Here is a 22,664-nt window from a genome sequence, read left to right on the forward strand (position 1 = left end):
GCGATGGATGCCGTGAAACGCTATTTCCGCAGCCCGGCCGCCGTTGTGGGCCTGCTGCTCCTGCTGGTGGTCATCGTGATGGCCATCACCGCGAGCTGGATCTATCCGCGCGATCCGCTGGCGCTGGCTGGCCGGCCGCTGATCTGGCCGTTCTCCAATCCGCGCTTCCTGCTGGGCACCGATAATTCCGGCCGCGATATCGCGGCGCAGATTTTCTACGGCGCGCGCATCTCGCTGCTGATCGGCGGTGTGGCGACTGTCATCGCCGTGGTCATCGGCGTGCTGATCGGCGCCTTTGCCGGCTATTATGGCGGCTGGGTCGATACGGTCTTGATGCGCATCACCGAGGCGTTCCAGACCCTGCCGAATTTCGTGCTGCTGCTGGTGCTCGTCGCCGTGTTCGGCTCGACCATCACCACCGTCACCGTCGCCGTCGGCATCGTGTCATGGCCCGCGCCTGCGCGGCTGACGCGCGCCGAATTCATGTCGCTGCGCAGCCGCGAATTCGTGCAGGCCGGGCGCACGCTGGGCATGAAAGACATCCAGCTGATCCTCGGCGAGATCCTGCCTAATGCGCTGCCGCCGGTCATCGTCTATGCCAGCGTGGTGATGGCGCTGTCGATCCTGCTGGAAAGCGCCCTCGCCTTCCTGCGTCTGTCCGATCCCAATGTCGCATCGTGGGGAAATCTCATTGGTCTCGGCCGCGACGTGCTGCGCGTGCAGTGGTATGTCTCGGCAATCCCCGGCATCGCCATTCTGCTCACCGTGCTGGCGGTGTCGCTGGTCGGCCAGGGCCTCAATGACGCGCTCAATCCGAGACTGAAAAGCCGATGAGCGCCGTGGACAATCCGATCCTCACCATCGACGGGCTCAGCGTGAAGCTGCCGAAAGGCGCCGATCGCTCACACGCGCTTGGCGGCGTCTCCATGGCGATTTCCGCCAACGAGATCGTCTGCGTGGTCGGCGAGTCCGGCTCCGGCAAGTCTGTCATGGCCAACGCCATCATGCGGCTGCTGCCCGGCGAAGTCGCCATCGATGGCGGCCGCGTGCTGTTCGAGGGCAAGGATCTCGCCAGCGCCAGCAATGCCGAGATGCGCAAGGTGCGCGGCGCCGGGATCGCGATGATCTTCCAGGAGCCGATGACGGCGCTTAATCCGCTGCGCACCATCGGCGACCAGATCGGCGAGATGTTCGAGATCCATACCGATCTCTCGAAGGCCGACATCAAGGCGCGCGTGCTGGCTTTGCTGCAAGACGTGCACATTCCCGATCCTGCCCAGGCCGCACGCGCCTATCCGCACGAACTCTCTGGCGGCCAGCGCCAGCGCGCGATGATCGCCATGGCGCTGGCGCTCGATCCGCGTCTCCTGATCGCCGACGAGCCGACCACCGCGCTTGACGTCACCACGCAGGCGCAAATCCTGAAACTGATCAAGGAATTGCAGAGCCGCAGGAATACCGCGGTGCTGTTTATCACCCACGATTTCGGCGTGGTCGCCGAGATCGCCGACCGTGTCGTGGTGATGCAGCATGGCAATGTGGTCGAACAAGGCGACGTCAAGGACGTGCTGACGAATCCGCAGCATCCCTATACGCAGCAACTGATCGCCGCGGTGCCGCCACTGACGGCGCCGCCGCCGCGCGCACTGTCCGACGACATCATCCTGACGCTCGACAACGTGTCGAAGACCTATCGCAATGGCGGCTTTCTCGGCCGCGGCGTGCGCGTGACCCATGCGGTGAAGTCCGTCTCCCTGAAACTGCCACGTGGTGCGACGCTCGGCATTGTCGGCGAGTCAGGTTCGGGCAAATCGACGCTGGCCCGCTGCATCATCAGGCTGATCGATCCCGATGGCGGCGCGATCGTGCTGGAAGGCAAGGACTGGGCGAAGCTCACGCGCGACGAGGTGCGCCGCGAGACCAAGCACATCCAGATGGTGTTTCAGGACCCGTTCGCCTCGCTGAACCCGCGCCGCAAGGCCGGCGACCTCGTGGCGCAGGGCCCGATCGTGCACGGTACGCCGCGCACCGAGGCGATAGCGGCTGCGAAAGAACTGTTCCGACTGGTCGGCCTCGATCCCTCGGCCATCGATCGCTTCCCGCACGAATTCTCCGGCGGCCAACGCCAGCGCATCGGCCTCGCACGTGCGCTCGCGCTGAAGCCCGACGTGCTGGTGGCCGACGAGGCTGTCTCGGCGCTCGACGTCTCGGTGCAGGCGCAGGTGCTGAAGATGCTGCACGAGCTGCGCGAGCGGCTCGGGCTTTCGATCGTCTTCATCACGCATGACCTGCGCGTGGCCGCGCAGATCTGCGATCTCGTGGCCGTCATGAAAGACGGCGAAGTCGTCGAGCACGGTCTGGCCGGCGAGGTGTTCGGCAATCCGCAGCATGCCTATACGCAGGCCCTGCTGGCCTCGATCCCCGGCGGCGATTTCGCGCGCAGCCGGAAGCCGGTGACGGTGTAGTTCCGCGCCGGCCTCGCGCACCCTCGCCCCGCACTTGCGGGGAGAGGGCTGGGGTGAAGGGCACTTCGATCCGCAAACGTCAGGAATGAGGTGAGCGCCGTGCGCCGCCCCTCACCCGCCGCGAAGACGCGGCGACCTCTCCCCGCGCAGAGCGGGGAGAGGTTAAGAAAGTCACGCCATCTCCTTCGCGTCCCTGCGGCGATAGACCAGCAGCATGAAGGGTGCGAGCAGACGCATGAGCCCATGCGCCGCAATCGGCACCGGCTCGGAGAATGGCAGCGCCAGTTCGCTCTCCGGCACGCCGCGCACCACCTTCGAGAATTCGTCGCCGAGCGCCACCGACAGCGCCACGCCGCGACCGTTGCAGCCGGTCCAGCCATAGGCGTTCGGCCCGAGTCTGTGCATGCGCGGCAGGAAGTCCGTGGTCATGCCGACATAGCCGTTCCAGACATAATCGAACTGGACATCGCCGATAACAGGCCACAGCCGCTTCAGACGTTCCGCGACCATAACTTTCAGCCGCTCCGTCTTGTCGCCGAGCCCAACGACATTGCCGCCGGTGACGAGGCGATTGCGCGCGTCGTAGCGCGCGAAATACAGTTCGCCATGCGTGTCGGACATCGACTGCCGGCGGGGGATGATGGTCTTGCGTGCCTCGTCCGACAACGGCTGCGTCGCCATCTGCCAGGACAGCACCGGCATGACTTCACTGGCGATGCCTGGTGAGAGCTGCTTGGAGAATTCCCCGGTATAGGCATTGGTGGCGACGACCAGGCTGCGCGCGCTGATCTCGCCGGCTTTCGTCTTCACGATCCAGCGGTCACCCTTGCGCTCGTAGCTCTCCACCGGCGAGCGCGCATAGATGCGACCACCCTGCTCCAGCACCACGCGCGCAAGGCCGCGCGCCAGCGCCAGCGGATTGATATGGCCGCCGGTCTTGTTCCAGAAGCCGCCGAACCACGCATCGGAACCGAGCAGCCCGCGCATCTGCTCGCGTGACAGCAGCTCCACCGGCGCGCCGTGCTTGGACCATTGCCGGACGCGGCGCTCGGCAATCTTGATGCGGCCCGGCGAATGCACCGGCTGGATCCAGCCATTTTGTTCGGCCTCGGCCTGGATCTGATAACGGCGCGTGAGGTCGAACAGGATTGAGGCGCTGTCGCGGATCAGCCCGACGAGGCGCTCGCCGGCCGTGCCATAGCGCTTGATGATGTCCTCGGGATCGGGCCGCGACAGCGTCGGGATGACCTGGCCGTTATTGCGCCCCGACGCACCCCAGCCCGGCTCCATCGCCTCGACCACGGCGACATCGACACCGGCTTCGCGCAGATGCAGCGCCGTCGAGAGCCCCGTGAAGCCGCCGCCGATGACGACCACATCGGCGTCAACAGCGCCCTTCAGCTCGGGCAAGTCCGGACCCGGAGGCGTGACGCCGGCCCAGAGCGACTTCGGCCAGGGCACGTTTGCGGTATCCATCGTCACGCCTTTCTGCAGCATCAATCGTGCATTGCGCCGCGCAACCGAACATAACCGTTCTCTTGCGGCACCGCTGCATTCTGCATAGTTTACGCGCCTGATCCATTGCAAGGTAATGAGCACGTGACGCTGAAAAACATCGTTGGAATCGACCACGCCGTGGTCGTCGTCAAGGACCTCGACGCTGCTGCTGCGAACTGGAAGAGCCTCGGCTTTACGGTGTCGCCGCGCGGCACCCACAGCGCCAAGATGGGGTCCGGCAATTACACCATGATGCTCGGCCCGGATTACGTCGAACTGCTCGGCGTGCTGAACGAGACCGAGCACAATGCGCCGACGCGCGCCTTCCTCGCCAAGCGCGGCGATGGCATCGAGCGCATCGCCTTCACCACCACGGATGCCACTGTCGGCGCCGAGGAAATCCGCGCGCGCGGCTATACGCCGATCGGCCCGACCGATTTCGAACGCCCGGTGACGATGCCGGACGGTAGCCTGAGCGCGGCGAAATTCGCCACCTATCAGTGGCCCTATGAGGAAGCCCCCGGCGGCCTCCGCATCTTCGCCTGCCAGCACAAGACCCGCGAGACTGTGTGGATTCCAGAGCTGCAGGTGCATGCCAATACGGCCAAGCGCCTGAAGAAGGTGTTCATCGTCACGCCGGAGCCGGAGAAGGACGCGCAGCATATGGCGAAGCTGATCGACGGATCGACGAAGACGGAAGCCGATGGCGCCGTGACTGTGCCGTCGGGCGGCGACCGCGCGGACTTTGTGTTCGTCACCAAGGACGTGCTTGCGAAACACTTCCCCGGCACGTCGCTGGCCGGCATTCCGGAGCGCGGCGGCATTTCGCTGGTGTTCGGCGTGGCGGATGTAGCGGCCGCCGAAAAGGCTGTGGGTTCAGCCGGCAGCCGCAGCGATGTCGGCGTCGTCGTGCCGCCGAGCAAGGGCAACGGTGTGTTGCTGGCGTTTGTGAAGGATTGAGAGGGCGCTGCCCCCTCCTCGTCATCCCCGGGCTTGACCCGGGGATCCATCTTTTTGAAGATGACGGGTGCGAAAGATGGATGGCCGGGTCAAGCCCGGCCATGACAGCGCAAAGCACGAGCGCCATTGCTCATCGTTACTATCGCAACGATTAGGCCCGCACCGGCGCTTCACCCAAATCCCAGAACAGCCCCGCCATGATGTTCAGCGCCTCCTCCGTCACCGGCAGGAGAATGTGCTCATCCGGCGCGTGCTGCGAGCAGCCGGGATAGGAATGCGGCACCCACACGGTGGGGAGGCCGAGAATATCCGTGAACACGTCATTCGGCAGCGAGCCGCCGAAATTCGGCAGCAGCGCCGGCGCGCTACCCGTCGTCTTGCGCACGGACTCCACGGCCCAGCCGACCCAGGGATTATCGATATCGGTGCGCGACGCCGAAAAATATTGCGACTGGCTCACCTTGATATCAGCGAAGCCGTTTTCAGCGAGATGCTTCTGAATGGCCGGCACGACATTTTCGATATCGGTGCCGACGACGAAGCGGAGCTGGAGCACCGCACTGGCCTTGCCGGGAATGGCGTTGGCCGGATTGTTGATATTGCCGGCATTGATCGCCAGCACTTCCAGCGTATTCCACGCATAGAGCCGTTCCGCCGGCGACAATCCGTCTTCGCCCCAATTCTCCGACAGAGCCGGTTCATCGGCAGACGGCGCGACGATCACATCGGCAAGGGCTGCCCGCACCTGGTTGGAAATGCGCGGCGGCTTCAATGCGTCCAGCAGGATGCGGCCGTTGCTGTCGACCAGCGTCGCTATCGCCGAAGCGAGGATCGTTGCTGGATTCGCGAGTAGCCCACCCCAATTGCCAGAATGATGCGCGCCGTCACGCAGCTCGATATCGAGATGGATGCGGCGGCCACCACGGCAGCCGAGAAAGATCGTCGGACGCTCGGCGGAGAGACGCGGGCCATCGGAGGCCAGAAACAGGTCGGCCTTCAGCGCATCGCGATGGGCTTCGCAGACCTTCGGCAGATCGGGTGAGCCGATCTCCTCACCCATTTCGATGATGAATTTCGCATTGAAGCCGAGCTTGCCGCCGCGCGCTTCATGCACGGCGCGAAGTGCGGCGATGTTGATGGCGTGCTGGCCCTTGTTGTCGGCGGTGCCGCGGCCATAGACGCGTTCTCCCACCGTCGTGCAGCGCCATGGATCGAGCCCATCCCGCCATTCGCCTTCCATGCCGGGGACCACGTCACCATGGCCATACATCAGCACGGTCGGAAGATCGTCGCTCTCGTGATAGGTCGCGAGCAGATGGGGTCCGCGCTCCGATGGCGACGGGATGATCTGCGTGGTGAAGCCGAGTGCCGTGAAAGTCGGTGTCAGTTCCTGTTCGAGATAGGCGCGCAGATCGTCGGCGCGCTTGTCGCTCTGGCTCTCGGTCTTGTAGCCCACCATGCGATCGAGCGTGGCGAGGAAATCACCTGATGTGAATTGCGCGTTGACCCGCGCGATGGCATCAATCCGTGTCATCTCAGAGCGATGCCATCACGGCTTCGGCCTCGGTCAGCAGGCGACCGGCATTCGCTTCGGTGAAGACCAGCGGCGGACGAACCTTCAGCACATTGGCACGAGGGCCCGTCGCCGAGATCAGCACGCGGCGCGCGCGCAGACCGTTGACCACGGCAGATGCCGCGGCGGCATCCGGCTCCTTGGTGCTGCGATCCTTCACGAGTTCAACGCCGACATAAAGCCCCGAACCACGAACATCGCCGATCTGCTCATATTTCTTCGCCAGCGCATGGAAGCCGTCGCGCAGGATCTTGCCGACGCGGAGCGAATTCTCGACAAGCTTCTCGTCGCGAATGACATTCAGCACGGCCTGTGCGGCCGCCATCGCCACCGTATTGCCGCCGAACGTGTTGAAGTAGCGGTTGTCGCGGCCGAATTTCTCGACGATCTCCGGCAGCATCACAGCAGCAGCAACGGGGTAGCCATTGCCCATCGGCTTGCCCATGGTGATGATATCAGGCGTGATGCCGTGGCGCTGATAGCCCCACAGTTTCTCGCCGCTGCGGCCGAAACCGGACTGCACTTCATCGGCGATGAACACGCCGCCAGCCTTGTGCACGACATCGATCACCGGCTTCAGCACGTCGGTCGGATGCGAGAAGATGCCATCGGACGAGAACATCGAATCCGCAATAAAGGCGGCAACGCCGGCACCGCGGCGCTGCAGGTCGACGATCTGCTCGGACACTTTCTCCGCCATCCAGGCGCCGATCTTCTCCGGCGCAATGCGATAGGAATCCGGTGCCGGGACGCGACGCACGAAAGTGCCGAGCGGCGAATACGGCCCGAGCGACGGCGAGAAGCCCGCGGTCAGCTCCGAATTGCCGTGATAGGCCTCTTCGGTGATGATGATGCCCTGATTGCCGGTGTGATGCTTGGCCATGCGAACGGCGAGATCATTGGCTTCCGAGCCGGTGCAGGTGAACATCGCATGACGCTTGGGCCCGTCGAATGTGCCGAGCAGGTCTTCGGCGTAATCGAGAATACCCTTCTGGATGTAACGCGTATGGGTGCAGATGGTCTGCGCCTGCTGCGTGATCGCATCGACCACGCGCGGGTGGCAGTGACCGACCGACACCACGTTGTTGTAGGCGTCGAGATATTCGTTGCCCTCTGAATCATAGAGCAGCACGCCCTTGGCGCGCGCGACCTCGACCGGGTTGCTGTAGAACAGCCGGTAGGCTGGACCGAGCAGATCGCTGCGGCGCTTCACGAGCTCGCGGCTCTCCTCAGTGAGGCCGGTTGCCGTGGCGGGGTCGAAGCCGTTGACCATCTTGCCGCGCGGGGCGCTGGTGACTGCGGTCATGTTGTTGTTTCCTCTGGAAGCAGGGTCGGATGTGGCAAAGATTATCTGGCGAAGTCCATCAACTGATCGGAGATCTCGTCCATCGAGCGGGCGATGAACCAGTCCATCTGCACCCAGGTCTGCTCATTGTTGCGCAGAACATAGGCGGCGACGGACGGCACCCGGTTGGCCATGGCCGTGGACAGCAGCAGGCGCGTCGCCAGACGCGAGAAGATCAGATGCGGAATGAGGCTCAGTTCTTCCGCCGTCAGATCGGCGATGGAGAGATAGCCTTTCAGCAGATCGCGGCCATCGGCAAAGACATCGCCGTCCATCGCGACGGGCAACTGATTGAGCATCGCCGTCGAGGCGTCGATGGCAATTGCAGTGCGGACCGTATCGCCAAAATCAATGATGCCGCTGACGAAACCCGGCAGCGCCGCATCGACGACAATGTTGGAGCGGGTGAAATCATTGTGCAGCACCTGCATGCGGCACTGTTTGAGCCGGGTTTCGATCGCCGAGAAGCGCTCGAGCGCCGCCTCGACCTTGCGGCGCTGGCCGGCATCGGTGATTTCCGCCAGCAGATCGCGCAGCGTCAGCAGGTTCTTGACGTCCCATGCGACAACCCGAGAATCCGACGGATGGCTGAAATCGGCCAGCGCGAGGCGGAGCCGCGCCAGCAATTTGCCGATCTCGGCCCGACCCGACGCCGTGGACGGCACCTCGCTGAGGGGCTGGCCTTCGAGATAGGACATCATCCGCACCTGCCGGCGCTGGCCGGCACGATCCAGATAATTGAAATGCCGCTCGCCCTTGTCGTTGGGAATGACGCGCGGCACCGGCAGATCGGGCGCACGCGCCGCGACGTGATCGAGCACCTGCACCTGCAGATCAATCTCGGGAATGTCCTCGATGGGGTTCGCAACCTTCAGGATAAAGCGCGGCCCGCTTGCCGGCGCGATTCGGAAGGTGTCGTCCTTCTCGGTGGCAAAGCGCGTGGGACGGCCTTCGATGCCAAAACGCTCGCGGGCGAGATCGACGGCCTCATCATCCGTCATATTTATATACGATGCCGCGAGTCCGCCCTGCATTGCACCCGGACGCGCGGAAGGCTCAAATGTCACCTGAACTGATCCATCTCGATTCGGAACCCGGCACGTCGCGGCCGGTACGCGCGACCATAGCAATGCTGTTCCCGCTTGTCAGGGCGTCCGCGCGGATGCGGGCATTTTCGACGAATTGAGCCCGTATTTTCTGCCTTTGCTGCCCATTTGGGCATGGATGCCACGGAAGCCACATCCATCGCATATGCGCGGCATCGATGCGCCGGGCGCCGTCAACGCCTATGGCGTGGGCCGACCGACGATACAGCAGGCGACGGCGTAAGCGCCGTTGCGGTGGCCTTGGCTATTTGCCCTTGGCGGCGCCAGGCCGCACATCGCTGATCGGCACACAGCTCTTCTTGCGACGCTGGTTGTTCGGCGCACCTTGCACCTTCAGCACCTTGCCCGCCGAACACGAACCGTTGTCGACGAACACGGTCGCATACGGATCCATCATCAAAGGTTCGAAGGAGAGAAATTTTTGCGCGAAACACGGCTGGGCGACGGCCGTCAGGAACAGTCCAAGTAGAATAGTACGCACGACGATTATCTCACATAGATGACAAGACCGCCGATGATCACCAGGGCCGCGATAGCAAGAACATGGGCGCATGCAATCGAAACCGCCTCGACGGCGGAACCGACCTTCTGCCTGAGCTTCGACTCCTTGAATCGGAGCATAGGCATGCGAGACGCCACTTGCGCCTTGAAACGAGAGTCAGTCAATGAGCAGTCCCCAAATGCCGGCGCAAGATGTGTCCCACTTTGCCGACGAGCAAAGACTTGCGGTCAAATGAGGCGACAGTGAGTCAGGGTAACAGCCGACAATGATCGCCGGGATTCGTCGTCAGTTGGATTCCATGATCCATGCCCTGCCCGCTTGCGCGACGGACGGCGCAACATCGCGGCCGCAGAACTCCGCAGCGCGTTCGAATTGTTCCTGAATTTCCGATGTTACCACCCCATTTGCGGCATCGAGTTCCCGCAGCGAGATGGTCGATGTGAAGGTTCCGGCAAAACAGCTGCAGAACTTTTTGGAATCGCTCGAAGGTTTGTTCGGCCGCTTGCGAAAGTGGTTCGAACAGCTTGTTTCCAGATTGTTCGCCATCTGATCGATTTCGTTCGCATAGATCGGGGACGCGATCACGGCGGCAAGTGCCAGTATAAATGTAGTTTGTCTCATAGTGCGATCATAACCTCGGTACTCCAGCAACGCATCGTCACTCTGTCGTCATCCTCAGGTTCCACGGGAGAAAGCTCGTGCTCACGCGCCTGTGTTCGGTATTCCGACATTCGGGGTTGAATTGTTGCAATTGTGACGGTTGAACAAATGAGCCGCATTGGCGATGTTCGCGGATGGGGCGGATGCCGAAAGTGATTGTGATTCTGCGATCTGCGGTCTGAGCGCCGCATTATTCGCTTATTCAATGGGTTCTCTGCTACGCGACGATCTCGGCATTTCCAGCAGACATGTCAGGTCGATAACGCTACACTGTCCGGGATTGATTGCGCTGTTGCTTGCGCTCGAATTCCTGAGCACCAACTGGACCACGCCGTTGCAGGATAGCGGCATGCCCCATAGGGACGCCTTCATGGACAAGATCGCTCCGCATAAAGTCACGAAGGCCGATATCGTCTTCTCCGTCGGCCGCGGCCTCGTGATGGCCGCAGCCATCATCGGCGCCACATATTTCCTTGGAAGCTGGTATCTCGGCGGCAGCGACCTGGAATCGATCTACCAGACTGAAAGCTATAACGACGCCTCCACGACGCCGCGAAGCGAACATGCCACTGCGCCCGGCACGACGGAGGAAGCGACGCAGTAAGACACTGCGCGCCTCCCCTTATCTGCGCAGATGCGCGAGCTAGTAAGCCACCGCTTGCGGCCGCCCGACGCCGCTATAGAGAAATCCGTTCCGTGTCACTTCATCCGGCGAATAGATGTTGCGGAGATCGATGATCACCGGACAGGCCATGATCGCCGCCATCTCCTTCAGATCGAGCGCGCGGAACTGCTCCCATTCGGTGACGATGACCATGGCGTGACACCCGCGGGCGCATTCATAGGGCCCCTCGCAAAAGGTGACATTTTCGAACACCTTCTTCGCCTGCTCCATGCCCACGGGATCATAGACCCGCACCTCGGCGCCCATATCCTGCAGCGCCGTGATCAACGGGATCGACGGCGCGTCGCGCATGTCGTCGGTATTCGGCTTGAAGGTCACACCGAGAATGGCGATGGACTTGCCGCGCAGATTGCCGCCGAAGGCATGCGCCACCTTGCGTGCCATGGCGCGCTTGCGCTGGTCGTTGACGGCAACCACGGTCTCGACGATGCGCAGCGGCGCTTCGTAATCCTGGCCCGTCTTGATCAGTGCCAACGTGTCCTTCGGAAAACACGAGCCGCCATAGCCCGGTCCGGCGTGCAGGAATTTCAGGCCAATCCGGTTGTCGAGGCCGATGCCCCGCGCGACTTCCTGCACATTGGCACCGACCTTCTCGGCGAGATCGGCGATCTCGTTGATGAAGGCGACTTTCGTGGCCAGGAATGAATTGGCGGCATATTTGGTGAGTTCGGCCGTGCGGCGATCCGTATACATGATCGGCGACGAGTTGAGGTGCAGCGGCCGGTAGACTTCCGCCATGACATCCTTGGCGCGCTGATCGCTGGAACCGATGACGATACGGTCGGGATGTTTGAAGTCTCTGATAGCCGCGCCTTCGCGCAGGAACTCCGGATTCGAGACTACCGCGAATTCGGCGTCCGGGTTCTCCTCGCGAATGATGCGCTCGACCTCGTCGCCGGAACCGACCGGCACCGTCGACTTGTTGACCACCACGGTGAACTTTTTGATGGCCTTCGCGATCTCGCGCGCCGCTGCATAAACATAAGACAGATCTGCATGGCCGTCACCGCGCCGCGACGGCGTGCCAACGGCGATGAACACCACCTCGGCTGCACCGACGGCGGATGTGACATCAGTGACGAATTTCAGCCGTCCCTGCTTGGCATTGCTCGCGACCAGCGCATCGAGACCAGGCTCATGGATCGGAATCTCGCCGTTGTTCAGCGCGTCGATCTTTCCCTGATCGGTATCGACGCAGGTGACGTGATGGCCGAAGTCCGAAAAGCACGCCCCCGACACGAGCCCCACATAGCCAGCGCCAATCATGGCAATTCGCATTGCATGTCCTGTCTTGTAAACAGTCCGCGGTCAGAACGACCCGGACATCCCCCGAGAATTCCGCATGCGCCTCAGCTGTTGAGGATCAACTCGCCGTCGAGATGCTGCGGAAAGAAAAAGAAGTTGTTGACGTAAGCTTGCCCGGGTTTACGGCCACCATTGGGCAACAGCGCATCGGCGTCCTGCATTTCCCCGGCGTTGAAATGATCGATGGAGATCACCTCGTCGTCCTGAAGGAAGAAGCCGCGATAGGATTTGTCGCGAAAGAAATCGAACACCGAGCGCGTCGCCTCGGCACGGTGGCGATCCTCTGCCTCGACAAGGAAGACCGGCTGGCACCGGTCGATCAGGCCGACGGCGCCATGCAAGACGCTCAACTCGTGCCCCTCGACGTCCACCTTCACAAAGGACACGTCCTCGCGCACGACACCATCGAGACGCGCCAATGGAACATGCGTCGTGATCAGTTGCTTTACCGACGGCTCATACTGCTGCTCCAGCGATGCCCTCCCGTAAACCAGGCCATCCTCGCCTTGCGGTGTGTAGAGCTCGGCATCGCCTTCATGATCCGAGAGAGCCACTTCATGGATGCGGACATTGGACGCGGAGGTGCGCCGGAGCAGATCGGCCATCTCATGCGACGGCTCGAAAGCATGGACCTGACCGGACAGCCGCGCCAGTTGCTGGGTGTAGAGACCGCAATTGGCGCCGACATCCACCGTGACGGCACCCTGCGGCACGATCTTGTCGAGATAGGCCAGTTCACGCTCCGCCGATTTGGGACGCTTCAGGAAGCGCCAGCGCAAATACATCGACGGGAAAGCGTCTTTCAGAAGCTGCTTGGTCCGTTGCGTCGCCGTCATGGCTGTCACCCTTCGTTCGAGGCTGGTTTCAAGGCAAAACAATTCCGGGCGCCGGACGGAGGTCCGCCAGCGCAATGTCTGCAATGTGTGGTGTGATCGATGCCGCCGCTCAATCGGGCGTGGGCATCAGAAGGCATTACCGGAGAGGAATTCGCGCCGGACCGTCTGCACGATGATCATGATGTCCATACGCATCGACCATTTCTCGATATATTCGAGGTCGTAATCGATGCGCGAGATCGCCCGGGGCGCCTCGACAGTGCTGCCGCGGCAGCCGCTCACCTGGGCCAGACCGGTGATGCCGGGCCGTGCGCTGTGACGCGTAAAGTAATACGGCACAAGATCTTCATAGAGCACGTTGGCGGCCAGCATGCCCGGGACATGGGGCCGCGGCCCAACCAGAGACATATCGCCCTTGAGCACGTTGATCAGCTGCGGAATTTCGTCGAGGCTGGTCTTGCGCAGCAGCTTGCCAATCCGCGTCACCCGGGCGTCGCCTTCGACCGTCTGCTGAATGCCGCGCTTGTCGCCGGCATCGGTGCGCATCGAGCGGAACTTGTAGATCTTGAAGAAGCGGTTGCGGTAGCCGTAGCGATACTGGGTGAAGAACACCGGCCCCGGCGAGGTCGCCTTGATGATGATTGCGATGGTGATCAGCAGCGGCGCGAGAAACAGCAGGGCCGAGCCCGCGGCCGCAATGTCGAACAATCGCTTGGCAACCGACCCCGACGGCTCGCACCGGGCAACCTGGTTTGTCCGGCGGCTCCGATAGGCGCTGTTCCGATAGGACCCGTGGCCGGCAAACTCGACCGGCCGCACTGAAATGAACTGCCGCTCCTTCCAGAGCGGCGTCACCTTGTTGCGATCAAAACCAACTGAAACTGTAGAGGCCATGCTCTCGCTCCCTGCTGGAACTTTGGTGCGCGATAATCGAACAGAAACATGCCTATGTGGCAGGCATGCGAATTCAGAACCCTTCCCTTCGACGAACATTCGCAATTGCGAAACCATCTTCGTCGATCAGCAAGAACCTTCATCACTGAAGATTTCTTAACTGTGCGAACGAATTAGGGCGGCAAAACGGTATTGGCGTGTAACATTACGCAGTCGCAATATTGATATAATTGTGCGGCGCGCAAAATTCGTTGTGCACGGAAGCGCTTAGATCGTTTTGTCCGTCTATTGCGCTGCATCACGCTCACAGCAGCCATGCAAAATAATTACACGACGCAGATCGATGAATTGCATCGCGTCGCTGCGAGATCGGGTGCATGATCTTCGCAATTAACAAATCGCCACCAAGCGGCAATCGATTCGAGCTTGATTTTTCACTCGATACTAAAGCGCGCCCATTATGTTGCGCACTGAGACTGCTCACTCCGCCAGATATTTCGGCATCGCCATGGTCGCTCGACGAACACCTCAGATGACTACAGGGGACATTTCATTTCCCCCGCGCGCGATCGCCGTGGATAAGGCGGCGATCTCAAGCCCTGTGGACAGTTCTACCAGCGATGTGCACAACGCATCTGGCCGCAAACTGCGAAATAGACTTCTTCTTATCAATGCGGCCGTCTGGGTCGCTGTGATCGTCGCCGTTCGCATCATTTTCTTCTGAGCTCATCGCTATCCCCAAAGCTTTATGAGTCCCAAGGCGTTGCGCGGCCGATTGAATTTGACCGCGACGGTTCCCTGATCGTAGCTTGCGCGAAATGCCGCGCTCCCTCTCCAGGTCAGATTCGAACAAGGCGGCACTGCCGCCCGATACGCGTATCTATGCTATCGGCGACATTCACGGGCGCGCCGACCTGCTGCAGGAGACCATCGCGCGCATCGATGAGGACATCCGACGTCGCCCGATCACCTATGCGGCAGAGGTCTATATCGGCGATTACATCGATCGTGGCGCGGATTCGAAAGGTGTGATCGATTTGCTGGCAGTCCGCATGGTGCACAACCATGCAATCTGCCTACGCGGCAATCACGAAGCCATCATGGAAGACTTCCTAGAGGATGCCAGCGTACTTGAGCACTGGCGCCAACTGGGCGGACTTCAGACTCTCGCGTCCTATGGCGTTTCTCCATCGCGCTCGGCAACGGCGCGCGACGTGCAGAAAGCCTTTCATGCCGCATTCCCTCCGGCGCATGACGCTTTCTTGCGTTGCCTGCGGAACAATATCAGATGTGGCGACTTCTTGTTCGTTCACGCGGGCATTCGTCCCAATGTTCCGCTGTCGTCTCAAGATCCGCATGATCTGATGTGGATCAGGGACGAGTTTCTGGATTCAAAGCGCGATCATGGCGTCTATGTGGTGCACGGACACACGCCGGTTCCCCATGCAGATATTAGAGATAACCGTGTGAATATTGACACAGGTGCGTGGCGCAGCGGCATCCTCACGTGCATTGCCATCGAAGGCACAGAGATTCTGGTTCTCTAAGAAGACATTAGTACGCAATCTGCGCACTCTCTGAGTACGCCACATTCTTTCGCCGTTTTTTGCCGGACACTCTCGCGCAATTGTCGTCTGCATCAATTGTCATCGAATTGATGCAGATGATCACATTGATGTTGTGTTGGGGGTCTACCATGTTGCGAACGAACCGATGCGCCGGCATTTTGATAGTACCGGTGCTTTCATTTTTCCTTGCTGGCGTCGCTCCGTCGATCGCGCTCGCACAGGACCAGCGGGTTTCTGCGGCTTCGCCGTCAGGCACCTATCTTCTTGGACCAACTGACAGGATTCGTCTGAAGGTCTATGGCGAAGCTGATATCACCGGTGAATATGAAGTCGACAGCAACGGATTTGTATCGATTCCCCTTGCGGGCCACGTGAAGGCCGCTGGACTGACCACACGGCAATTAGAGAAGGGCATCTCCTCCGCGCTGGCCAAGGGAATCGTGCGAGACCCACGCGTGAATGTGGAAATCGCACTGTATCGCCCCTTCTATATCCTCGGCGAAGTGAAGAAGAGCGGCGAATACCCTTATCGCATGGGCCTGACCGTGATGGACGCCGTCGCAACTGCCGGTGGATTCACCTATCGCGCCAATGAGAACAAAGTGTATTTGCGGCGATCGGGCTCAACCGTCGAAGAGATCTATGCGCTCGATTCGCCAGTCCTGGTATTTCCCGGCGACAATGTGCGTGTCCCAGAACGATACTTCTGAACTCATCATTTTTGATTTTGTCTGATGTGTAGTGACCGATGCGCGCCTTCATGTCGCGCGTCGCCATAGTCTCGACTTTTTGCGATGCGTATTCTTGTGCAGTGCGACGAACTTTACTTCGCACTTCACATTGTGGGCAGCAAAGAGAAGGGCGTTTCATCAGACGAGTGTTGAGTACGCTAGTGGGGGCGCGACATTCATCACGGGCTTGCTGAGTTTGTAAGCGCCAGGATGAATTTCTAAGCGGCAATCAAGTCTCGACGACAATTCGATAGCGGAGGAATGCATGTCCTTCGCAAGGGATGAGTGATGAAATGTACGTTTGTATCAGCAGGATCGGATGCGATCGGCGAAGGACCGGAGGGGCTGCGGCCGATTCCCGTCACGCGCCGCGCTCTCCGTATCGCGCCATGGCCGGTCACGGCGATTCTGCTTGGTATTGCATCACCCGCCAATGCTCAGGCGATCCCGGCAACCAGCGACGAGCTCGCGCCGCCCTGGAATGCGCAACGGATTTTCGAACCGTCCGCGCTGCCCGATCTGGTCGACCGGGATAACCGCGAAGCAGTAGCGCCAGAGGACATGCCAGTAAAAAAGCGACAGCAACCTGGTTATGAACCCGTCGGCATCCGCCAGGGATCCTGGATGTTCAACCCGTCGCTGATGACGGGCGCACTCTATGACAGCAATGTGTTTGCCTCGAACACCCAGAAGCGCGGCGACGTCGCGGCGGTGATCGAACCCAGCCTGCGTGCTCACACGCTGTGGGAACGACACGGCATCGACATCAAGCTCAATTCACGAACCACGGCCTATAACGAAAATTCAAGCCTCGACCAGACCGATGTGAGCCTGAAGGGCGCCGGCTGGATCGATATCGCCAACGATATGGTCGTGCTGGGCAGTTTCCAGATCGCGCATCTCAATGAGGGTGTGGGTTCGCTGAGCTCGCCTTCCAATGCCGTGACACCGACGCCTTATAATCTGATGTCCGGCGACCTGACCGTCCGCAAGGAATTCAACCGGCTGGCGACATCGATCGGTGCACGCGTCGACTCCTACGATTACGGTACGGCGCGCGCGCAGGATGGCAGTCTGATCGACCAGAGCAGCCGCGACGGCCAGATCTATGCACTTCACGGCCGCGTCGATTATGCGTTCTCGCCTGTGCTCGGCTGGTTCGGCGGCGTCGAAGGCAACCAGCGCAACATCCGCGGCGTACCCGGCCAGACGCTGGACTCCACCGGCTATCGCGCGTTGTCCGGCTTGACCGTCGGTTTCGGCAATCTGCTCCGCGGCGAGTTCGGCGGCGGCTATGTCGAGCAGCGCTTCGACAATCCTCTGATCGGCACCGTCGACGGACCGTCCTATCGCGCCAAGCTCACATGGAGCCCGACGCGATTGATGGACATCCACGTCAAGGCCGAACAACTGGTCACGCAGACATCCGATACCAGCTCGACCGGCGTGCTGGCCAATGCCGTGCAGGTTGGCGTCGACTACGAGCTGCGTCGCAACGTCATCCTGTCGCTGGCGGGCGCCTATGAGATCGATCGTTTCTTCGGCCAGGCCCGCAAGGACCGCGTGACCACGACCAATGCCAGCGTGAAGTATTTGATGAACCGCTTCAGCGCGATCTCGGCCTATCACCGCTACACATCGCGCGACAGCGATATACCCACCTTCAGTTACGACAAACATCAGGTAGGGCTCAATGTTACAGCGCAATTTTGACCAGCCTTATCCGGCGGCACCGGAACCGGTTCCGACCGCCGTTGCCGGTTGGCAGGCGCCGACCGTCGATCTCCGCGAAATGGCGCGCATCCTGCGCCGGCGCTGGCGCGCGGTCGTGCTACCCGCCGCCGTACTGGCCGGGATCGCCCTAGCCTATGTGGTGACAGCTACTACACTCTATACTGCGAACTCCACCGTACTGGTCGATCCCCGGCGCGCCAACGTGGTCGAAACCAATCAATCGGTGCTGACCAATTTCGGCACGGACGATGCGACCATCGAAAGCCAGACGCTGCTGATCCAGTCGCTGACCATTCTGCAGCGTGTGGTCGACAAGCTGAAGCTGACGCAGGATCTCGAGTTCATGCCAAAGCCCGGCCTGCTCGATCCGATCCGCAATCTGTTCCGCAGCAGCAGCCCGGTCGATGGCGTGAGCCCCGAAGACGCCGCGCGTGCATACTCTATATATCTGCTCCAGCGCCGCATGAAGGTGACACGACAAGGCACGACCTTCCTGGTCGATATCGCCGTCAGCTCGGAATCGCCGCAGAAAGCCGCGACCATCGCCAATGCGGTGGCTGACGCCTATTTCGAGGAACAGGTCCGCGCCAAATTCGACGCGACGCGCATCGCAGCCAAATGGCTCGGCGGCCAGATCGATGCGCTGAAGAACCGCGTCGTCACCTCCGAACAGGCCGTCGCGGACTATCGTTCCGCCAATAACCTCGCGGTCTCGCAGGGCGTGACGGTCAACGACCAGCAGATCACCGATCTCAACAGCAAGCTGATTGCTGCCCGGGTGCAGACCGCCGAGGCGCGTGCCAAGTTCGATCAGGTGCAACAATTGGCGAAAACCGGCGGCGATGCCGGCGGGCTCAATGCCGCCGTCTCCTCGGAGATGGTGACCAAGCTGCGCGCGCAATATGCCGATATCGCCAAGAACGAAGCCGACCTGACCAGCAAATATGGTCCGCGGCATCCGCAGGTCGCCAATGTGCGGGCGCAGCTCAAGGACACGCAGCGGCTGATCAACGAGGAAATCGGGCGCATCGTGCAGGGCACGGCGCATGATTATGACGTTGCGAAATCGCGCGAGGCGTCGCTGCAGGACAGTTTCGACAAGCTGCAGGGCGTGTCCAGCACGTCCGGTCAGGCCGTGGTCCGGCTGCATGAGCTGCAGCGCGAGGCCGAGGCCAACCGCACGCTCTATGAGTCATATCTGGCGCGCTCGAAGGAGACGACGGCGCAGGAAAGCCTGGAGATGCCGGACTCCCGCATCGTCAGCTTTGCCAGCATCCCGCTCAAGCCCTCCGCACCGAAGACGATGCTTATTCTCGGCTTTGCGATCCTGCTCGGCCTCGGCGGCGGCACCGTGCTGGCATTCCTGACCGACTATCTCGACGGACGGATCAAGACGCTGGAGCAGGCCGAAGAGATATCGGGCGTCCCCGCTCTGGCCGCTCTACCCTCGATCAGCAGTCGCGAACTCGCCGGGCGTGCCAAACGCGGCCGCACCGAACTCGGCAGTTACGATCCGCGCACCATGCGGCTGCTGCCGGCTGCATTGCAGCCACCACTGATGCGCTATGCCATCGAGGAGCCCGGCACATTCTTCGCCGAAGCGATCCGCGCCGTTCGTCTGGCGATCCAGCGCGCACGCAAGATCGACACGGTCAAGGTCGTGCTGGTGACGTCGGGCCTCGAAAGTGAAGGCAAGACGACCTTCGCCGGCAATCTCGCACTGTCTTTCGCCACGCTGGGCATCAAGACACTGCTGATCGACGGCGATCTGCGCAATCCCGGTCTGACCCGCGCCGTCAGCCCCAATGCCGATGCCGGCCTGCTGCAGGTGGCGACCGGCGAAGTGTCGCTGGAGCGCGCCATCCTACTCGATCGCAGTACCGGCCTCTCGATCCTGCCCTCGCCTGCCATCAAGGACGTCGATGCCATCACCGAGCTGATGTTCTCGGAGCAGATCGTCGAAATCCTCGACCGCCTGAAGTCGCATTATGAACTGATCATTATCGACTCGCCGCCATTGATCCCGTTGGTCGACGGCCGCGCACTGGCCGAACTCGCCGACCGAATTTTGCTGGCCATGGCCTGGAATCAGACACCGCGCGAGGTCGTCGCCCACACGATGGAGCTGCTGGCGCCGGTGCATGATCGCATTCTCGGCACCGTGCTGACCCAGGTCGATCTCAGCAAGATCCGCTTCTATGACTACTACCGCAGCTCGGCCTATCTGAAACCCTATGGCGTCGCCGCCGCCAGTGCGGGAGCTGCGCGTTGACATTGGCCCGGACCGCGCCGCTCAGGCTGCATCGCAACGGCGCCCTCGCCGCGGCGGGCTCGCGTGCACGCGTTCCGCAACGACGGCAGATCGTTAACACTGCCCAACTCATTAATTTAATGATCGTCAGTGTGCTGCTGGGCGCCATCGTCGCGATTTTCACACTGTCCGGCGGCGTTCTGACTAATCTCAAGATTCACTATCTGACACCCGGCGGCAATTTTCTTGAGAAATTGCATCCCGGCACCTATGCGACATTCATCGCGACGCTTTTGCTGCTGATGCGCGACGGTGACCCGATCGGTGAGATCAACCGTGCCTTCACGGACGCCAAGCTTTTGCTGGTGCACCTGTTCTGCTGGTTCGTCCTGCTGATCCAGATGTTCGTGCTGGAACGCCCGTTCACGGTCATCATCGACACGTTCCTGCTGCCGGTGCTGCTGTGCCTGCTGATCTGGCGGCTGACGCCGGCGCAGCGGCGGCCGCTGGTCTGGGCCATCCATGCGACACTGCTGCTCAACATCCTGATTGGCTATTACGAATATTTTTCCGGCCATCGCATCATTCCGCTGACACTCGGCAGCGTGCTGGTGGTCGGTGAATGGCGCTCGGCTGCGCTGCTCGGCCATCCGCTGACAGCCTCGGGCATCGTCGGCGCCTATATCATGGCGCTGGTGCTGCGACCGGCCATCTGCCCCCCGATCATGATCCGCGTGCCACTGATCGCCTTCAGTCTGGGCTCACTGATGGCCTTCGGCGGCCGTACCGCGCTGATGACGGTATTGTTCGTGCTGGCTTGCCTCGGTCTGCTTGAGACGATCCGGCTGATCCGCGGCAAGCGCGTGCCGCTGCTGTTCGCTGTCGGCGCAATCTGCTTTCTTTTTGCGGCGGCAGGCGTCGTGTTTGCTGCGCTCTATCTCGGTATCTTCGACAAGATGCTGCTGCGCTTCTCGTCGGACAAAGGCAGCGCCCTGGCGCGCTTTGCGACCTTCGACATGCTCAATCATTTTCAGTGGAGCGAACTGATTCTCGGGCCCAATCCGGTTCGCGTGAACGCGCTGCAGTCGCAGCTCGGTTTGAATTATGGCATCGAGAACTTCTGGGTGTCCTGCATCGTGCAATTTGGCCTGATCCACACCATCCTGATCACGCTGGGCCTGACCTGCTTCTTCATCGAACTGCTGCGCCGGTCGGACCGCGCAGCCTTCGCCATCTTGCTGCTGATCCTGATGATTGCGGCAAGCTCGGTGAGCTTCTCGTCGAAGAACATCCAGCTGGCGCAACTCGTTCTGCTCATCGCGCTGCTGTTGCCGCGCGAACGCGCGCCGGCCGTGGCGCCACCCCGCCATGTCCATCAGCGACCGCCGATGGCGGCTCCGCATGTCCGCGCCGTCCCCCGGGATCAGGAGTTTGCATGACTATCTATGTCGATCACACCCATCTCGGACGCCATGTGACCGGGCTCGAACGGATCACACTGGAGCTGTTTTCGCAGCAGGCGCTGGCGCCGCTCGATGTCGTGCCCATCACCTCGCGCGGCACCGGCCAGATGGTGGCGACGCAGACTTTCGGTCTGCCGATGCGCCTGGCGTCTCCCTCGTCGTTCCTGCTGTGCCCCGGCTTCCCGCCAAGCCCGCTGCTGCGGATGTTTTCATCACGTGTGCTGCCCTATATGCACGACGACTTCCTGCTGACGCGACAGGCCGATCTCAATGCTCGCGCACGACTTTATATGGCGACGCCTTTCAAGATCGCGCTGAAGAACTATCCGCGCTTCCTGACCAATTCGCGCGACACCCAGCGCAAGCTGGCCGAGCATTGTCGCCCGGACGCCGAGATCACGCTGTATCGCCCGCCGGTGCGCAACGTGTTCAAGCTGGAATCCGCCGAGCGCGCCGAGCGCGAGCCCGAGACGTCGCCGCTGCGCGTCGTGGCGCTCGGCACCGTGGAGCCACGCAAGAACTTCATCGCTGCGGCCAATATCGTCCGTGAATTGCGTCAGCACGGTTTTCCCGGCGCCACCCTCGACATCGTTGGCCGCAAAGGCTGGGGCGATGACTGGAAGACACTGGAACGCATGTCGTGCGTGACCTTGCATGGCTACCAGTCTTCCGAGAACGTGACGCGCATTCTCAATGAGGCCGATATTTTCCTGTGCACCTCGCATGACGAAGGCCTCGGCCTTCCACTGCTCGAAGCCCAATATGCCGGCCTGCCGATCGTGGCGCCGAATGCGCCCGTCTTCCATGAAGTTCTGGGCACATCCGGCATCTTCATCGATCCGTCGGACCACAGCACCGCAGCGTCACAGATCGGCGGGGCTATCGCGGCTTCTCAGTGGCGCAGGCAGTATGTTGCGGCAGCGACCGAGAACCTCGCGCGCTGGAACGCGCTGGCAGCGAGCGACCACGACATCGTCATCGACCTGATCGCCGAACTCGCCGGCGGGCAACTGGCCGGCCGTCGTTCGGCGGCGAAACCCAACGTCGCGCATTAGGATCGTGACGCCGGCACCCATGCCGGATCGGGGC

20 protein-coding genes are annotated in these 22,664 nt (G+C 61.5%); 10 read left to right on the forward strand and 10 right to left on the reverse strand.

Annotated elements, in window-relative coordinates:
• Nucleotides 1–3 precede the first annotated feature (3 nt).
• Nucleotides 4–834, forward strand: coding sequence for an ABC transporter permease (locus AC1DUY_RS17145; protein WP_175366988.1), 831 nt, complete (start codon nt 4–6; stop codon nt 832–834).
• The gene (locus AC1DUY_RS17150; protein ID WP_478115776.1) at nt 831–2,465 is read left to right on the forward strand and encodes an ABC transporter ATP-binding protein; all 1,635 of its coding nucleotides are present in this window, start codon (nt 831–833) and stop codon (nt 2,463–2,465) included. Before AC1DUY_RS17145 ends, AC1DUY_RS17150 begins: the two co-directional genes overlap by 4 nt.
• 171 nt (nt 2,466–2,636) lie before the next feature.
• Here the strand turns inward: AC1DUY_RS17150 and AC1DUY_RS17155 are convergent, their stop codons facing one another.
• Entirely contained in the window at nt 2,637–3,941 is a 1,305-nt protein-coding gene (locus AC1DUY_RS17155) for an NAD(P)/FAD-dependent oxidoreductase (RefSeq protein WP_478115778.1), read from the reverse strand.
• A 123-nt stretch (nt 3,942–4,064) separates the two neighbouring features.
• Here AC1DUY_RS17155 and AC1DUY_RS17160 point away from each other — a divergent pair, with 123 nt between their 5' ends.
• The gene (locus AC1DUY_RS17160; RefSeq protein WP_478115780.1) at nt 4,065–4,922 is read left to right on the forward strand and encodes a VOC family protein; all 858 of its coding nucleotides are present in this window, start codon (nt 4,065–4,067) and stop codon (nt 4,920–4,922) included.
• Between the two features lie 151 nt (nt 4,923–5,073).
• Here AC1DUY_RS17160 and AC1DUY_RS17165 read toward each other — a convergent pair whose 3' ends face one another.
• The 6 genes from AC1DUY_RS17165 to AC1DUY_RS17190 all read right to left on the reverse strand — a co-directional run bounded on the left by AC1DUY_RS17165 (nt 5,074) and on the right by AC1DUY_RS17190 (nt 9,994).
• Nucleotides 5,074–6,456 (reverse strand): M20 family metallopeptidase, encoded by a 1,383-nt coding sequence (locus AC1DUY_RS17165; protein ID WP_478115782.1) that lies wholly within the window; start codon nt 6,454–6,456, stop codon nt 5,074–5,076.
• Between the two features lies 1 nt (nt 6,457).
• Nucleotides 6,458–7,801, reverse strand: a complete 1,344-nt coding sequence (locus tag AC1DUY_RS17170) for an aspartate aminotransferase family protein (protein ID WP_478115784.1) — start codon at nt 7,799–7,801, stop codon at nt 6,458–6,460.
• A 41-nt stretch (nt 7,802–7,842) separates the two neighbouring features.
• Entirely contained in the window at nt 7,843–8,841 is a 999-nt protein-coding gene (locus tag AC1DUY_RS17175) for a phosphotransferase (protein ID WP_478115786.1), read from the reverse strand.
• A 349-nt stretch (nt 8,842–9,190) separates the two neighbouring features.
• The gene (locus AC1DUY_RS17180; RefSeq protein WP_089268054.1) at nt 9,191–9,427 is read right to left on the reverse strand and encodes a DUF6719 family protein; all 237 of its coding nucleotides are present in this window, start codon (nt 9,425–9,427) and stop codon (nt 9,191–9,193) included.
• 5 nt (nt 9,428–9,432) lie between these two features.
• Nucleotides 9,433–9,573 (reverse strand): hypothetical protein, encoded by a 141-nt coding sequence (locus AC1DUY_RS17185; protein ID WP_158596770.1) that lies wholly within the window; start codon nt 9,571–9,573, stop codon nt 9,433–9,435.
• A 160-nt stretch (nt 9,574–9,733) separates the two neighbouring features.
• Entirely contained in the window at nt 9,734–9,994 is a 261-nt protein-coding gene (locus AC1DUY_RS17190; protein WP_141137206.1) for a hypothetical protein, read from the reverse strand.
• 406 nt (nt 9,995–10,400) lie between these two features.
• On the opposite strand from AC1DUY_RS17190, the gene AC1DUY_RS17195 reads away from it, so the two are divergent.
• On the forward strand, nt 10,401–10,712 hold the full coding sequence (locus AC1DUY_RS17195) for a hypothetical protein (RefSeq protein WP_441231833.1): 312 nt from the start codon (nt 10,401–10,403) through the stop codon (nt 10,710–10,712).
• Between the two features lie 39 nt (nt 10,713–10,751).
• On the opposite strand, the gene AC1DUY_RS17200 is transcribed toward AC1DUY_RS17195, so the two are convergent.
• From AC1DUY_RS17200 to AC1DUY_RS17210, 3 genes are all read right to left on the reverse strand, one after another.
• Nucleotides 10,752–12,071, reverse strand: a complete 1,320-nt coding sequence (locus tag AC1DUY_RS17200) for a UDP-glucose dehydrogenase family protein (RefSeq protein ID WP_089268057.1) — start codon at nt 12,069–12,071, stop codon at nt 10,752–10,754.
• Between the two features lie 71 nt (nt 12,072–12,142).
• Complete coding sequence (locus tag AC1DUY_RS17205; protein WP_089268058.1) at nt 12,143–12,934, reverse strand: FkbM family methyltransferase; 792 nt, start codon at nt 12,932–12,934, stop codon at nt 12,143–12,145.
• Between the two features lie 126 nt (nt 12,935–13,060).
• The gene (locus tag AC1DUY_RS17210; protein WP_478115790.1) at nt 13,061–13,828 is read right to left on the reverse strand and encodes a sugar transferase; all 768 of its coding nucleotides are present in this window, start codon (nt 13,826–13,828) and stop codon (nt 13,061–13,063) included.
• A gap of 818 nt (nt 13,829–14,646) precedes the next feature.
• Here AC1DUY_RS17210 and AC1DUY_RS17215 point away from each other — a divergent pair.
• The 6 genes from AC1DUY_RS17215 to AC1DUY_RS17240 all read left to right on the forward strand — a co-directional run bounded on the left by AC1DUY_RS17215 (nt 14,647) and on the right by AC1DUY_RS17240 (nt 22,630).
• Nucleotides 14,647–15,375 (forward strand): metallophosphoesterase, encoded by a 729-nt coding sequence (locus AC1DUY_RS17215; protein WP_478115885.1) that lies wholly within the window; start codon nt 14,647–14,649, stop codon nt 15,373–15,375.
• Between the two features lie 116 nt (nt 15,376–15,491).
• Entirely contained in the window at nt 15,492–16,106 is a 615-nt protein-coding gene (locus AC1DUY_RS17220) for a polysaccharide biosynthesis/export family protein (RefSeq protein ID WP_244528336.1), read from the forward strand.
• Between the two features lie 309 nt (nt 16,107–16,415).
• Nucleotides 16,416–17,840 carry an outer membrane beta-barrel protein gene (locus AC1DUY_RS17225; protein ID WP_175366891.1) on the forward strand — a complete coding sequence of 475 codons (1,425 nt, stop codon included), beginning with the start codon at nt 16,416–16,418 and terminating at the stop codon, nt 17,838–17,840.
• Nucleotides 17,821–20,133 (forward strand): GumC family protein, encoded by a 2,313-nt coding sequence (locus AC1DUY_RS17230; RefSeq protein WP_478115793.1) that lies wholly within the window; start codon nt 17,821–17,823, stop codon nt 20,131–20,133. Before AC1DUY_RS17225 ends, AC1DUY_RS17230 begins: the two co-directional genes overlap by 20 nt.
• Nucleotides 20,130–21,551, forward strand: a complete 1,422-nt coding sequence (locus AC1DUY_RS17235) for a VpsF family polysaccharide biosynthesis protein (protein ID WP_175366892.1) — start codon at nt 20,130–20,132, stop codon at nt 21,549–21,551. The genes AC1DUY_RS17230 and AC1DUY_RS17235 overlap by 4 nt, the downstream gene beginning before the upstream one ends.
• Nucleotides 21,548–22,630, forward strand: coding sequence for a glycosyltransferase family 4 protein (locus AC1DUY_RS17240; RefSeq protein WP_478115795.1), 1,083 nt, complete (start codon nt 21,548–21,550; stop codon nt 22,628–22,630). The genes AC1DUY_RS17235 and AC1DUY_RS17240 overlap by 4 nt, the downstream gene beginning before the upstream one ends.
• The last annotated feature ends 34 nt before the right edge of the window (nt 22,631–22,664 follow it).

The sequence above is a fragment of the Tardiphaga sp. P4_G1 genome (genome assembly GCF_056401215.1).

Excerpts from the sequence above, each read along its gene's own strand:
- AC1DUY_RS17145 (WP_175366988.1), top strand. The coding sequence starts at position 4 with ATGGATGCCGTGAAACGCTATTTCCGCAGCCCGGCCGCCGTTGTGGGC.
- AC1DUY_RS17150 (WP_478115776.1), top strand. The coding sequence starts at position 831 with ATGAGCGCCGTGGACAATCCGATCCTCACCATCGACGGGCTCAGCGTG.
- AC1DUY_RS17155 (WP_478115778.1), bottom strand. The coding sequence starts at position 3,941 with ATGGATACCGCAAACGTGCCCTGGCCGAAGTCGCTCTGGGCCGGCGTC.
- AC1DUY_RS17165 (WP_478115782.1), bottom strand. The coding sequence starts at position 6,456 with ATGACACGGATTGATGCCATCGCGCGGGTCAACGCGCAATTCACATCA.
- AC1DUY_RS17170 (WP_478115784.1), bottom strand. The coding sequence starts at position 7,801 with ATGACCGCAGTCACCAGCGCCCCGCGCGGCAAGATGGTCAACGGCTTC.
- AC1DUY_RS17175 (WP_478115786.1), bottom strand. The coding sequence starts at position 8,841 with ATGACGGATGATGAGGCCGTCGATCTCGCCCGCGAGCGTTTTGGCATC.
- AC1DUY_RS17185 (WP_158596770.1), bottom strand. The coding sequence starts at position 9,573 with ATGCCTATGCTCCGATTCAAGGAGTCGAAGCTCAGGCAGAAGGTCGGT.
- AC1DUY_RS17190 (WP_141137206.1), bottom strand. The coding sequence starts at position 9,994 with ATGGCGAACAATCTGGAAACAAGCTGTTCGAACCACTTTCGCAAGCGG.
- AC1DUY_RS17200 (WP_089268057.1), bottom strand. The coding sequence starts at position 12,071 with ATGCGAATTGCCATGATTGGCGCTGGCTATGTGGGGCTCGTGTCGGGG.
- AC1DUY_RS17205 (WP_089268058.1), bottom strand. The coding sequence starts at position 12,934 with ATGACGGCGACGCAACGGACCAAGCAGCTTCTGAAAGACGCTTTCCCG.
- AC1DUY_RS17210 (WP_478115790.1), bottom strand. The coding sequence starts at position 13,828 with ATGGCCTCTACAGTTTCAGTTGGTTTTGATCGCAACAAGGTGACGCCG.
- AC1DUY_RS17215 (WP_478115885.1), top strand. The coding sequence starts at position 14,647 with ATGCCGCGCTCCCTCTCCAGGTCAGATTCGAACAAGGCGGCACTGCCG.
- AC1DUY_RS17220 (WP_244528336.1), top strand. The coding sequence starts at position 15,492 with ATGATCACATTGATGTTGTGTTGGGGGTCTACCATGTTGCGAACGAAC.
- AC1DUY_RS17225 (WP_175366891.1), top strand. The coding sequence starts at position 16,416 with ATGAAATGTACGTTTGTATCAGCAGGATCGGATGCGATCGGCGAAGGA.
- AC1DUY_RS17230 (WP_478115793.1), top strand. The coding sequence starts at position 17,821 with ATGTTACAGCGCAATTTTGACCAGCCTTATCCGGCGGCACCGGAACCG.
- AC1DUY_RS17240 (WP_478115795.1), top strand. The coding sequence starts at position 21,548 with ATGACTATCTATGTCGATCACACCCATCTCGGACGCCATGTGACCGGG.